Origin of the sequence: Arthrobacter sp. YD4, assembly GCF_030410515.1 — a bacterium.
Classification (GTDB): Bacteria; Actinomycetota; Actinomycetes; order Actinomycetales; family Micrococcaceae; genus Arthrobacter.
Genome location: NZ_JAUHHD010000002.1, coordinates 204337 through 216460 on the forward strand (window position 1 = coordinate 204337; position 12124 = coordinate 216460).

Annotated in this window: 9 protein-coding genes; 5 read left to right on the top strand and 4 right to left on the bottom strand. The window is 71.3% G+C overall.

The genetic code is table 11. From position 1 onward, the window contains the following. Window positions 1-48: 48 nt before the first annotated feature. Window positions 49-5127, top strand: a complete 5079-nt coding sequence (locus QWJ39_RS05295; protein ID WP_290256679.1) for a DEAD/DEAH box helicase — start codon at window positions 49-51, stop codon at window positions 5125-5127. After that, the gene (locus QWJ39_RS05300; protein WP_290256680.1) at window positions 5120-5959 is read left to right on the top strand and encodes a DNA-formamidopyrimidine glycosylase family protein; all 840 of its coding nucleotides are present in this window, start codon (window positions 5120-5122) and stop codon (window positions 5957-5959) included. The genes QWJ39_RS05295 and QWJ39_RS05300 overlap by 8 nt, the downstream gene beginning before the upstream one ends. A 25-nt stretch (window positions 5960-5984) precedes the next feature. Here QWJ39_RS05300 and QWJ39_RS05305 read toward each other — a convergent pair whose 3' ends face one another. Continuing rightward, a complete protein-coding gene (locus QWJ39_RS05305; RefSeq protein WP_290256681.1) occupies window positions 5985-6650 on the bottom strand; it encodes a hypothetical protein in 666 nt (221 codons plus the stop codon). 60 nt (window positions 6651-6710) lie between these two features. Between QWJ39_RS05305 and QWJ39_RS05310 the strand changes: the two genes are divergently transcribed. Further along, complete coding sequence (locus tag QWJ39_RS05310; protein WP_290256682.1) at window positions 6711-8255, top strand: PLP-dependent aminotransferase family protein; 1545 nt, start codon at window positions 6711-6713, stop codon at window positions 8253-8255. Window positions 8256-8385: 130 nt separating this feature from the next. Here the strand turns inward: QWJ39_RS05310 and QWJ39_RS05315 are convergent, their stop codons facing one another. Both QWJ39_RS05315 and QWJ39_RS05320 read right to left on the bottom strand, forming a co-directional pair. Next, window positions 8386-9078, bottom strand: a complete 693-nt coding sequence (locus QWJ39_RS05315; protein WP_290256683.1) for an SRPBCC domain-containing protein — start codon at window positions 9076-9078, stop codon at window positions 8386-8388. A 4-nt stretch (window positions 9079-9082) separates the two neighbouring features. Continuing rightward, window positions 9083-9712 (bottom strand): helix-turn-helix domain-containing protein, encoded by a 630-nt coding sequence (locus QWJ39_RS05320; protein ID WP_290256684.1) that lies wholly within the window; start codon window positions 9710-9712, stop codon window positions 9083-9085. 192 nt (window positions 9713-9904) lie between these two features. Between QWJ39_RS05320 and QWJ39_RS05325 the strand changes: the two genes are divergently transcribed. Both QWJ39_RS05325 and QWJ39_RS05330 read left to right on the top strand, forming a co-directional pair. After that, window positions 9905-10879, top strand: a complete 975-nt coding sequence (locus tag QWJ39_RS05325; protein WP_290257290.1) for an RluA family pseudouridine synthase — start codon at window positions 9905-9907, stop codon at window positions 10877-10879. Between the two features lie 9 nt (window positions 10880-10888). After that, on the top strand, window positions 10889-11572 hold the full coding sequence (locus QWJ39_RS05330; RefSeq protein ID WP_290256685.1) for a VTT domain-containing protein: 684 nt from the start codon (window positions 10889-10891) through the stop codon (window positions 11570-11572). A gap of 4 nt (window positions 11573-11576) precedes the next feature. Here the strand turns inward: QWJ39_RS05330 and QWJ39_RS05335 are convergent, their stop codons facing one another. Beyond that, complete coding sequence (locus QWJ39_RS05335) at window positions 11577-11882, bottom strand: hypothetical protein (protein WP_290256686.1); 306 nt, start codon at window positions 11880-11882, stop codon at window positions 11577-11579. Between the last annotated feature and the right edge of the window lie 242 nt (window positions 11883-12124).

Sequence of the window (12124 nt, forward strand, 5' to 3'; positions counted from 1 at the left end):
GCTTAGGGGCCGCCCAATACTGTCGGTGCCGTAAGGCATGATGGAGGAATGAAGGGGCAGGAGCTCGCGACCACACTCGCGGCCGACGCAATGGACCGGTTCAGCCGGCCGACCCGGGAGTGGTTCCTCGGGGCCTTTTCCGCGCCCACCCCGGCGCAGAACGGCGCCTGGAACGCCATCTCCTCCGGCTCGCACGCCCTGGTGGTGGCCCCCACCGGGTCGGGCAAGACCCTCGCCGCCTTCCTCTGGGCGCTGGACCGGCTGCTCGTTGCCGCACCGGCCGGCGCTACCGATGCAGAGCCTGCCGACGCCGTCGAACCCGCGAAGAAGGGCCGCCGCAAGACGCCGAAACGCAAGACCCGCGTCCTCTACATCTCCCCGCTCAAGGCCCTGGGCGTCGACGTCGAACGGAACCTCCGTGCACCGCTGATCGGCATCACCCAGACGGCCAAGCGGCTCGGCCTGCCCGCGCCGCTGACCACCGTGGGCGTCCGCTCCGGCGACACCCCCGCCGCGGACCGTCGCGCGCTGCTCAGCAGCCCCCCGGACATCCTGATCACCACGCCGGAATCGCTCTTCCTGATGCTGACCTCCAAGGCGCGGGAGACCCTGGACGAGGTGGACACCATCATCGTCGACGAGGTGCACGCCGTCGCCGGGACCAAGCGCGGCGCCCACCTGGCCGTCTCGCTGGAGCGGCTGGACGCCCTGCTGCCCAAGCCGGCGCAGCGGATCGGGCTCTCCGCCACCGTGGAGCCGAAAGAGCTGGTGGCCCAGTTCCTCGCCGGGTCAGCGCCGGTGGAAATCGTGGCGCCGCCCTCGGAGAAGAACTGGGACCTGACCGTCTCCGTCCCGGTGGAAGACATGTCGGACCTGCAGGGGGCGGCCGGAGCGTTCGACTCCGGGCCGGCGTCCGGGCTGCAGCCGCACGCCTCGATCTGGCCCCATGTGGAGGAAAAGATCGTGGACCTGGTGCTGGCCAACCAGTCCACCATCGTCTTCGCCAACTCCCGCCGGCTCGCCGAACGCCTCACCGCCCGGCTGAACGAGATCTACGCGGAGCGGCAACTGATGGCCGAGGGTGGCGGCTGGGACGACGGCGGAGCTGGCCCCGATTCTCCCGGCGCCGCTGCCGGCGGCGGCCGGGGCACCCCGCCGTCGTCCGCACCCGGCGGCACCCCCGCGCACATGATGGCCCAGGCCGGCAGCACCGCCGGGGCGGATCCGGTGCTGGCACGGGCGCACCACGGCTCCGTGTCCAAGGACCAGCGGGCCATGATCGAGGACGACCTGAAGTCCGGCCGGCTGCGCTGCGTGGTGGCCACCTCCTCGCTGGAACTGGGCATCGACATGGGCGCCGTGGACCTGGTGGTCCAGGTGGAATCCCCTCCGTCGGTGGCCAGCGGCCTGCAGCGCGTGGGCCGCGCCGGGCACCAGGTGGGTGAGATCTCCCAGGGCGTCCTCTTCCCCAAGCACCGCGCGGACTTGGTGCACACCGCCATCACGGTCGAACGCATGTTGGACGGCAAGATCGAACGGCTCTACGTGCCGGCCAACCCGCTGGACATCCTCGCCCAGCAGACCGTCGCGGCCACCGCCCTGGGCGCGATCGACGTGGAGGAATGGTTCGCCACGGTGCGCCGGTCCGCGCCGTTCGCGTCCCTCCCCCGCTCCGCGTACGAGGCGACACTGGACCTGCTCGCCGGACGCTACCCCTCGGACGAGTTCGCCGAACTCCGGCCCCGGATCGTCTGGGACCGCAACAACGGCACCATTGAAGGCCGGCCCGGGGCGCAGCGGCTGGCCGTCACCTCCGGCGGCACCATCCCGGACCGCGGCATGTTCGGCGTCTACATCATCGGCACCGAGGTCGAAGGCACCGGCTCCTCCGGCGGTTCCGGCGAGGGCGCATCCGGTGCCAAGTCCACGGCCAAGGGCGGCCGCCGCGTGGGCGAGCTGGACGAGGAGATGGTCTACGAATCCCGCGTCGGCGACGTCTTCGCCCTCGGCGCCACCAGCTGGAAGATCGAGGACATCACCCACGACCGGGTCCTGGTCTCCCCCGCGTTCGGCCAGCCCGGCAAACTGCCGTTCTGGCGCGGCGACTCCCTCGGCCGGCCGGTGGACCTGGGCCGCGCCCTGGGCGCGTTCATCCGCGAACTCTCCGCGTCCGACGTCGGCCCCGCCACCGAACGCTGCAAGGCCAGCGGCCTGGACGACTTCGCCGCGAACAACCTGATCCAGTATCTCGCCGAGCAGAAGGCCGCCACCGAGGTGGTCCCCAGCGACACCACGCTGGTGGTGGAGCGGTTCCACGACGAACTCGGCGACTGGCGGGTGGTGCTGCACAGCCCGTTCGGCATGCCCGTGCACGCGCCCTGGGCTCTGGCCGTGGGGCAGCGGCTGCACCAGCGCTACGGCATGGACGGTTCCGCGATGGCCGCCGACGACGGCATCGTGCTTCGGGTGCCGATGATGGACGACGAGCCGCCCGGCGCGGACCTGTTCCTCTTCGACCCTGAGGAACTGGAACAGATCGTCACCGCGGAGGTGGGCGGGAGCGCCCTGTTCGCCTCCCGGTTCCGCGAGTGCGCGGCCCGTGCCCTGCTGCTGCCCCGGCAGACGCCCGGGAAACGGCAGCCGCTCTGGCAGCAGCGGCAGCGTTCCGCCCAGCTCCTGGACGTGGCCCGCAAGTACGCGACCTTCCCGATCGTGCTGGAAACGGTCCGCGAGTGCCTGCAGGACGTGTATGACCTGCCCGCGCTCAAGGACATCGCCACCGCGATCGAGCGGCGTGAGCTCCGGATCCTGCAGACCACCACCCAACAGCCCTCGCCGTTCGCGAAGTCCCTGCTCTTCGGCTACGTCGCCCAGTTCCTCTACGAGGGCGATTCGCCGCTGGCCGAGCGCCGCGCGGCTGCTTTGGCCCTCGATTCGACCCTGCTCAACGAGCTGTTGGGCCGGGTAGAGCTGCGCGAACTTCTCGACGCGAAGGTCATCGACGAAACCGAACGGGAACTGCAGCGCCTGGCGCCCGGACGTCGGATGCGCGGGGTGGAGGGCGTGGCCGACCTGCTCCGGCTGCTCGGTCCGCTCACGCCGGAGGAAGTGGCCGCCCGGCTGGAAACCGCCGAGGCCGGCGAGGTTTCCGCGGCCGCGGCAGCTCCTACGGACGGCGACGGGGACGGGTCCGACGGCGGCGGGACTCCGGACGACGGCGGGGCCGCGGCCGGAGAATCGGCGGCACCCGCGGGGGCCGCCAGTGCCACCGCCGCCGAGGCCACGACGCACCTGGCCGCGCTGCAGCGGGCCAACCGCGCCATTAAGGTCAACATCGGCGGGACGGAAAAGTTCGCCGCCGTCGAGGACGCCGCACGGCTCCGCGACGCCCTCGGGGTACCGCTGCCCATGGGCGTGCCGCTGGCCTTCATCGAACCCGTCGCGGACCCGCTCGGCGACCTGGTCTCCCGTTACGCCCGCACCCACGGTCCCTTCACCGCAGCGGAGGCCGCCGCACGGCTGGGGCTCGGCGTCGCCGTCGTCGGGACGGCGCTGAAACGGCTGGGAGCCGACGGCCGCGTGGTCGAGGGCGAGTTCCGGCCGCACGTCACCGCGCCCGATGCCCCGCCCGCCGACTCCTCCGACGACGCCGGCCAGACGGCGGAGACGGTCTCCCTGGCGGGAACCAGTGAATGGTGCGACGCCGAGGTGCTGCGGAAACTCCGCCGGCGGTCGCTCGCGGCGCTGCGCGCCGAGGTGGAACCCGTGGACCCGTCCGCCTACGGCCGGTTCCTCCCCGCCTGGCAGAATGTCCGCGTTCCCGGCAGCCGCGGCCAGTCGGCGCTGCGCGGCCTGGACGGCATCATCACCGCCATCGACCAGCTCTCCGGTGTGCCGATTCCCGCCTCAGCCTGGGAGCCTCTGGTCCTGGCCAGCCGGGTCTCGAACTACCAGCCCGCCATGCTGGACGAGCTGATGGCCGCCGGCGAGGTGCTCTGGTCCGGCGCCGGGTCGCTGCCCGGGAACGACGGCTGGGTCAGCCTGCACCTGGCCGACTCCGCCGAGCTGACCCTCAACCCGGCACCCGACTTTGAACCCGGGGACGCCCAGCAGCGGCTGCTGGACCATCTGCGGACCAACGGCGGCGGCTACTTCTTCCGGCAGCTGACCGAGATCGCCGGCGGGATGGACAGCGTCCTCAGCGACAAGGACGTGGTCTCGGCCCTCTGGGACCTGGCCTGGGCGGGCAGGATCACGGGAGACACCTTCGCCCCGGTCCGGGCCCTGATCGCCGGCGGCCATACCGCGCACCGGCAGGTCAGCCGTGCGCCCCGGGCCCGGGCCCCGCGGCTCAACCGGCTGGGCCGTTCGCACGGCCCCGGTCTGCTCGGCTCCCCGGGCCTGACCGGCGGCAGGTACGGGTCCGCCTCGGCGGCGACCCCGACGCCGCCGCTGGCCGCCGGCCGCTGGTCGGCGCTGCCGGAACCCGAACTGGACGCCACGATCCATGCCCGGGCCACCGCCGAGCTCCTGCTGGACCGCTACGGCGTGGTCACGCGCGGCTCGGTCATGGCCGAGAACATCCTTGGCGGCTTCGGCCTGATGTACAAGGTGCTGGCCCGGCTGGAGGAGGCGGGCCGCTGCCGCCGCGGCTACTTCATCGAACAGCTCGGCGCCGCCCAGTTCGCCGTCCCGGCCACCGTGGACCGTCTGCGTTCCTACGTCGAGGACGCCGAGGTGCACAAGGCCGAGCCGGTGGCCCTGGCCCTCGCCGCGACGGACCCGGCCAACCCCTACGGCGCCGCCCTGGCGTGGCCGGCGCAGGACCTCGAAGCCGGCACCGGGCACCGGCCCGGGCGGAAGGCCGGCGCGCTGGTGGTCCTGGTCGACGGCGCCCTGGTGTTGTACGTCGAACGCGGCGGCAAGACGCTGCTGGCCTTCAGCGCCGATCCCGCGGTGCTGGCCGCCGCCGGCGCTGCCCTGGTGGGAGTGGTAAAGCGCGGCGCCATCGACAAACTCATCATGGAAAAGGTCAACGGCCACGGCATCCTGGACACCCCGGTGGCAGCCGCTCTGGCGCAGGCCGGCGCCTACTCCACCCCGAAGGGACTGAGAATCCGTGCCTGAGGGCGATTCCGTTTTCCGTGCCGCCGCGCAGCTGCACGCCGCCCTGGCCGGCAAGGAACTGCTGGCCACCGACTTCCGGGTGCCCCGCTTCGCCACCCTCAAGCTCGGCGGCTGGACCGTGGAGGAGGTGGTCCCGCGCGGCAAGCACCTGTTGATGCGGGTGGCCGGGCCGCGCCCCCAGGACCGGCTGACCATCCATTCGCATCTGAAGATGGAGGGCACCTGGCAGGTCTACCCGCCGGGCGGACGCTGGCGGAAACCCGGTTTCACCGCCCGCTGCGTGCTCCGCACCGCCACGGCGGACGCGGTCGGATTCTCCCTCGGCGTTCTGGAGGTGGTGCCCACCGCGGAGGAAGACAGCGTCGTCGGGCATCTCGGCCCGGACCTGCTCGGTCCCGACTGGGACCTGGCGGAGGCCGAGAAACGGCTGCTCGCGGCCCCCGACGTGCCGATCGGCGTCGCCCTCCTGGACCAGCGCAACCTGGCGGGGATCGGCAACATCTACCGGTGCGAGGCGTGTTTCCTGTCCAAGGTGCACCCCGCCGCGCCCGTCTCCGCCGTCCCGGACCTGGCGGCCATGATCATGGACGCGAAGGTCATGCTGGGCGCCAACCTCGGCCCCGGCCGGCGGGTCACCATCCTGAACGCCCGCGGCATGCCGGTGGGCCGCAGCGAAGGGCGGCCGCCCTACTGGGTTTATGGCCGCGAACGGCAGCCGTGCCTGAAGTGCCGGACGCCGATCCGCCGGGGCGTCCTGGCCAAGGCCACCGGGACCGAGGAGCGGGACATCTACTTCTGCCCCACCTGCCAGCCTCCGCCCGAGGGCACCTGAATCGGGAGGACGGAGCTTAGAACGGTTAGGACGCCGGCGCGGTGGTGCCGGCGACGGCCTCCTCCGGGTCGGTCCGGGCGAGGTCCGCTGCGCCCTCGGCCGTGCCTTTCTTAGGGTCGGCGATGGTGAAGCGGGGCAGCATCAGCTGCACCAGCGGGCCGATGGCTAGCGCGTAGAGCACCGTTCCCAGGCCCACCGAACCGCCCAGCAGCCAGCCCGCGCCGAGGACCACCACCTCGATGCCGGTCCGGGTCCGGCGGACGGGCCAGCCGGTACGCCTTGCGAGCCCGGTCATCAGGCCATCCCGCGCGCCCGGGCCCAGCCCTGCCCCGATGTATAAGGCCGAGGCCAGCCCGTTCAGCAGCACGGCCGCGACCAGGAGAGCCGCCTGGCCGCCCAGGTGCGAAAACTTCGGGATGACGGCCAGGCCGATGTCGGCGAAGACACCCACCAGCACGGCGTTCCCCAGCGTGCCGATCCCGGGCCACTGCCGCAGGGGAATCCAGATCAGGAGCACCAGGAAACTGACGATAATGACCGTCGTTCCCAGGCTCAGCCCCGTCTTCCCGGCCAGGCCCTGATGGAGCACGTCCCACGGCGCGGTGCCAAGGCTGGCACGGATCACCATGGCGAGGGAGATGCCATAGAGAACGAGGCCAATCAGGAGCTGGGCGAGTCTGCGCGTCATCATGGACCCATCCTGTCTCAGAACTGGCATTGAATTCCATATCCAGTTTGAAATACTGGCCCTATGACAGGATCGCTGACGCCCGCATCCCTCGGCCGGCTGCTCGGAAGCTGGAACCCCGGGGCCTCCCCCGCCTACCGCGAGCTGGCCGACGTCGTCCGTTTGCTCATCCTCGACGGGCGCATCGGTCTGGACGTCGCACTGCCCAGCGAACGGTCCCTGGCCGGGAACCTCGGCATCAGCCGCACCACTGTGACCGCCGCGTATGCGCTGCTCCGCGAGCAGGGCTACCTCAGCGGGGGCCAGGGCAGCCGCAGCCGGAGCCGGATTCCCGCCCGGGGCGCGCACCCGGTGGAGACCGGCCGGAGGCTCAGCGGCGCGCCCGGACTCGCCGCGCCGGAGGGTGTCCTGGACCTGGCATACGCCTCCCTTCCGGCCAGCGGCGAGGTGGTGCACCGTGCCTTCGCCGCCGCGCTCACCGAACTGCCGGCCCTGCTGCCGGGCTTCGGCTACGACGCGCTGGGCGTGGCGCCGCTGCGCGAGGCGATCGCTGACCGCTACACCGCCGCGGGGGTGCCGACGACGGCGGACCAGGTACTGGTGACGTCGGGCGCGCAGCATGCGCTGACCATTGTGCTGCGCACCCTCGCGGGCCGGTCCGGAAAGGTGCTGGTGGAGCACCCCAGTTACCCGAATGCCCTCGACGCCATCCGCGCCGCCGGGTGCCGGGCGGTTCCGGTGGCGATGCCCGTCGCGGCCGGGGACGCGGCCGGGTTGGGAAAATCGGGCGGTTCCGGCGGCCCGGGCGGTACCAACGGGCTCGATGTCAGCAACCCTGGCTGGGATCTCGAAGCGATGGAGGCGACGCTGCTCCAGCAGCGGCCTGCGATGGCCTACGTGGTCCCGGACTTCCACAACCCCACCGGCCGCCTGATGCCGGATGCGCAGCGGCGCCGGCTCGCCGCGGCCGCCGCAGCCTCGGGGACGGTGCTGGTGGCGGACGAGACGCTGCGGGAACTGAACCTCGACGGCCTGCCCTCAACGCCGATGGCGGCGTTCGGCCCCTCCATGGTGACTATCGGCTCGCTCAGCAAGTCGCACTGGGCGGGCCTCCGGGTGGGCTGGATCCGTGCCTCGGAGCCGCTGATCCAGCGGTTCGCCGCGGCCCGGACCACGCTGGACCTGGGCGGCCCGGTGGTGGAGCAGCTCGCCGCCGCGCACCTGGTCCGCAACCTGAACGAGCCGCTCCCGGCGCGCCTGGCCTCGTTGCGCACCAACCGGGACATCCTGCTGGACCTGATCGCCGAGCATCTTCCGGACTGGCGGCCGGAGCGGCCGGCCGGTGGACTGTCCGTCTGGTGCCGGCTGCCGGCCCCGGTCAGCACGGGCCTCGCCGTTGTGGCGCCCGACGTCGGCCTCCGCCTGGCCGCCGGGCCGCGCTTCGGCGTCGGCGGGGCCTTCGACCAGTTCCTCCGCCTGCCCTTCACCCTGCCGCCGGAGCAGCTGGAGACCGCGGTCCTCTCCCTGCGCGAAGCCCAGGACCGGCTGGACCGGTCCCCGCAGCTGCGCCGGCCGTTGGCCCCCGGGCCCTCCGCCGCCATCGCCTGACGCGCGCGTTCCGACGTCCGCCCGCGCCCGTTTCGAGGTCCGCCCCCGCCCGTTTCGACGGTTCCCTGCGGATTCGACGCTCAGCGACGTCTATCCGGCGGGGAACCGTCGAAACGGCGGGAGACGCTCCCTACGCGTAGACCTTCGCGAAGAAGCTGCCCCAGGCCCGGGCCGTTTCCTCAGAATTGCCGTGGCCGCTGAAGTCGTGCACGGTCATGCCGACCGGTGCGCCGAAGGCGTTGCGGCCGAAGAACCGGTACATCGCGTCCGCGGTGCGCAGCCCGAGGAAGTTCTCGTTCACAAAGTCCACCTCGCCCGCGAGGCGCCCCACGCCGTCAAGCTCACGCTCCACCGGTTCGCCCGCGGTTGAGCCGGCGACGCCGAGCGCTTCCTTGAGCCGGTCGAACCCGTCCGGGGTCTGCGAGGTTGCCGGCGCCTGGATGTCAGTGAAGACGACGGGCCTGCCGTCGAAGTGCTTCAGGTACTGGCCGAGGGTGTGGAGGTAGAAGGCCGTGTGCTTGCTCGCTCCGTCGTACTGCTGGTCCCAGTTGTCCGCGAAGATCCCGCTGTGGACGTAGTGCAGGCGGGCGCGGCCGCCCTCGAGCGGCTCCAGCACGTGCTCCAGCTGGTTGAACCAGCCGTCCGGGCCCTCCATGCGGGACACCAAATGCGAGGGATACTCCTCCACCGTCTTCACGGCCGGCCACTGGTCCGTGGGGAACATCCAGGCGGGCGTGCCGGCGGTGACGGCCTCCCAGACGCGTTCGGGCGTGCCCGGCAGGTCGGTGTCGTAGACGATCTCGAATTCGCGGTTGTCGGTCATGGTCCTAGTCCTTGGCTGTGGGGGTTGGGGATGGGTTCTTCAGAGCGGGGTGGAGGGCGACGACGAGTCGGTGCTTCCGCCCCGCGGGCCGGGAGCCCGCCGGGTGCCCGGTGCCGCCGTCGTGGTACTTGTCGACCAGCCGGGTCACCGCCTCGCCGAGTTCCCCGGCGAAGGCTGCACGGTCCGCCGCGGAACGAAAGGTGATCTCGCCGTCGATCGCGAAGGTGGCCAGTTCCTGCCGGGCGGCGGCGGCCCCGGCGATCAGCCGGCCCACTTCCTGGACCATACGGCCGGCCAGTGCCAGCAGCCAGAAGGCCGAAAACCGGTCCGAGAACAGGCGCGGGTCCGGGGCCACGGAGGCCAGGGCGGCCGGTGAGATCAGGTACGACGACGCCGTCGCCCGCAGGATGCGCTCGGTGACGTTACCGCGCCGCCGCTCCTCCACCAGTTCCACCAGGCCGTGCTGCTCCAAGGTCCGCAGGTGGTAGTTCACCTTCTGGCGGGGCAGCCCCAGCCGGGCGGCGAGCTGCGTCGCGGAGCCCGGTTCCGTCAGCTCGCGCAGGATCCGGGTACGGATGGGATCCAGGGTGGCTTCCGCGGCCGCCGGATCCTCTATCACCTCAATGGCTTGCATACTCCAAGTCTCGTCACCGACAGATTTATTTGTCAAGGATTATTTTTTCGTCGGTCCGCTTCGACGGTTCCCTGCCACGTCGTACCGCGGGAACATCTAAGGAGCGGGGAACCGTCGAGATGGCCGAGACGCCGGGGAGGGGCGGGCGACGCCGGAGGCCCGCGAAACCCCGCCGCGTAGAATGGACCGGTGATGCAATCCCCCCTCCCCGTGCGCGATGGCGTAAATGCGACCCGCCTGCGGCTGCCGGAGGAGGGTCCGTGGGAAACCGCGATGGACTACATGATGCACCGCTGGGGCCACATCGACCCGCAGGGCATCGCGGACCGGTTCGACGCCGGCGAGATCGTCGGCGAGGGCGGGATCCCGCTGGACCGCACCACCCCGCTGCGGCACCACACGTTCATTTGGTACTACCGCACCCTGCCGCCGGAGACCCGGATGCCGGTGGAGCTGAACATCCTGCACCATGACGAGCACCTGCTGGTGGTGGATAAGCCGCACTTCCTGCCCACCACCCCCGGCGGGACCTACATCCAGGAGTCGGCCCTGGTCCGGCTGCGGAACCAGTTGCAGCTGCCGGACCTGATCCCGATGCACCGCCTGGACCGGATGACCGCCGGAATCCTGCTGCTCTCGACCAACCCGGAAACCCGAGGGAAGTACCAGGTCCTGTTCGAGAAGCGCCAGGTCCAGAAGGAATACGAGTGCGTCTCCGCCGCGGAGCCCGCCCCCGGCCACCCCGCCGTCGACTTCCCCGTGGTGGTGCGCAACCGGATGACCAAGTCGCGCAGCTACCTGCTGGCCGAGGTGATCGAGGGTGAGCCGAACACGGAGACCCGGATCGAGCGGATCCGCACCTTCGCGGCGGCGCACGACGTCGGCGACTTTAACGGCGGTGCAGGGAGGGACTCGAGCCCCCGCCGTGCCCTCTACCGGCTCGAGCCGCACTCCGGCAAGACCCACCAGCTGCGCGTGCACATGGCCTCCTTGGGACTGGGGATCGTCAACGACGCGTTCTACCCCGACCTGCTGGACAAGGCCCCGGACGATTACTCCAAGCCGCTGCAGCTGCTGGCCCGCGGCATCCGCTTCGTGGACCCAGTCTCCGGAAAACCCGTCGAATACCGCAGCCGGCTGACTCTCTCCGAGGCCCGCACCAACTAACCGCCACGGATGCGGTACGTTGTGGCCATGGACCTGGCCAATGCTGATACCTGGGGTTCGGCGATCTACTTCTGGATCGTCCCCATGGTGGTCGGCGACGCCATCTTCCCGCCGGTCCCGTCCGAGATGCTGATCATCACCGGCGGCGCCCTGTGCGCCGACGGCCGGGCCAACGTTTTCCTGATCATCCTGCTGGCCGCGGCCGCCTCCTGGCTGGGCGACCTGCTGGTGTTCCAGCTCTTCAAGCGCCGGCTCAGCCACGTCCTGGACCGCTGGAGGTGGGGCCGGCAGTTCCACAGCGGCATCCACCAGGCAATCGCCAAGGCTGGCCGCTCATCCACCTACGGCGGGATCATCGGCCTCCGTTTCATCCCCGGCGGCCGGCTCGCCACCACAGCCGCGGCGGGAATCGCGAACGTCTCTACCCGCGGGTTCAGTTTCTGCGCGGCCCTGGGCGGGACGTTGTGGGCGGTCTGGTCGGTGGGCCTGGGTTACGCCACCGGCTCGGCCACCAGGCTGCCGTTCTGGGCGAGTTCACTGATCGGCGTGGCGCTGGGGATCGTGATCGGCGCCGTCGTCGGGCTAGTGGTGACGCGCCGCCGCGGGAGCCGCTCCCCCGTGGTGGAGCGCGGCGCCGGCTCGGGCAACAACGGGGACGCGGAGACGGACCCCGACGTCGAGCTGGACTTCTAGGGCCCTACACCGGCGCCCAGCGGCCGCGGTTGCGCCGCAGCACCGTGAGGTTTCCGGTGAGCGCCACGCGTTCGACGGCGTCGCGCATCATGGCGGCCGCCTCCAGAGCCTGGCTGTTTTCCGCTGCGTAGGCGGTGGCCTCCACCAGGAAACGCAGGTTCAGCTGCGGGACGCCGCCGGCCAGCTCCAACTGGTGGGCCTCCACGTGGTGGCGCGTGCCCAGGGCCTCCACCGCCGCGTCCATGACGGCCTCCGGCGGATTCCCCGGCCGGAGCCCGGTGATCTTCAGTCTGGTCTGGAAGGAGGGCATGGCTCCAGCCTAACCACCCCACCCGACACCCGACGCTCCCTCAGATCCAGCCGCCCCCGAGGCGATGCTCCCTCAGATCCTGCCGCCCCCGAGTCGACGCTCCCTCAGATCCTGCCGCCCCCAGGACGACGCTCCCTCAGATCAAGCGCTTCCTACCGTGAAATTTTCGCCACACCTGAGGGAGCGTCACCAAAAAACCCGCCACGCCTGAGGGAGCATCACCCCAAAAACCCGCCACACCT

Excerpts from the sequence above, each read along its gene's own strand:
- QWJ39_RS05325 (WP_290257290.1), top strand. The coding sequence starts at position 9,905 with ATGCAATCCCCCCTCCCCGTGCGCGATGGCGTAAATGCGACCCGCCTG.
- QWJ39_RS05295 (WP_290256679.1), top strand. The coding sequence starts at position 49 with ATGAAGGGGCAGGAGCTCGCGACCACACTCGCGGCCGACGCAATGGAC.
- QWJ39_RS05315 (WP_290256683.1), bottom strand. The coding sequence starts at position 9,078 with ATGACCGACAACCGCGAATTCGAGATCGTCTACGACACCGACCTGCCG.
- QWJ39_RS05320 (WP_290256684.1), bottom strand. The coding sequence starts at position 9,712 with ATGCAAGCCATTGAGGTGATAGAGGATCCGGCGGCCGCGGAAGCCACC.
- QWJ39_RS05335 (WP_290256686.1), bottom strand. The coding sequence starts at position 11,882 with ATGCCCTCCTTCCAGACCAGACTGAAGATCACCGGGCTCCGGCCGGGG.
- QWJ39_RS05310 (WP_290256682.1), top strand. The coding sequence starts at position 6,711 with ATGACAGGATCGCTGACGCCCGCATCCCTCGGCCGGCTGCTCGGAAGC.
- QWJ39_RS05305 (WP_290256681.1), bottom strand. The coding sequence starts at position 6,650 with ATGATGACGCGCAGACTCGCCCAGCTCCTGATTGGCCTCGTTCTCTAT.
- QWJ39_RS05330 (WP_290256685.1), top strand. The coding sequence starts at position 10,889 with ATGCGGTACGTTGTGGCCATGGACCTGGCCAATGCTGATACCTGGGGT.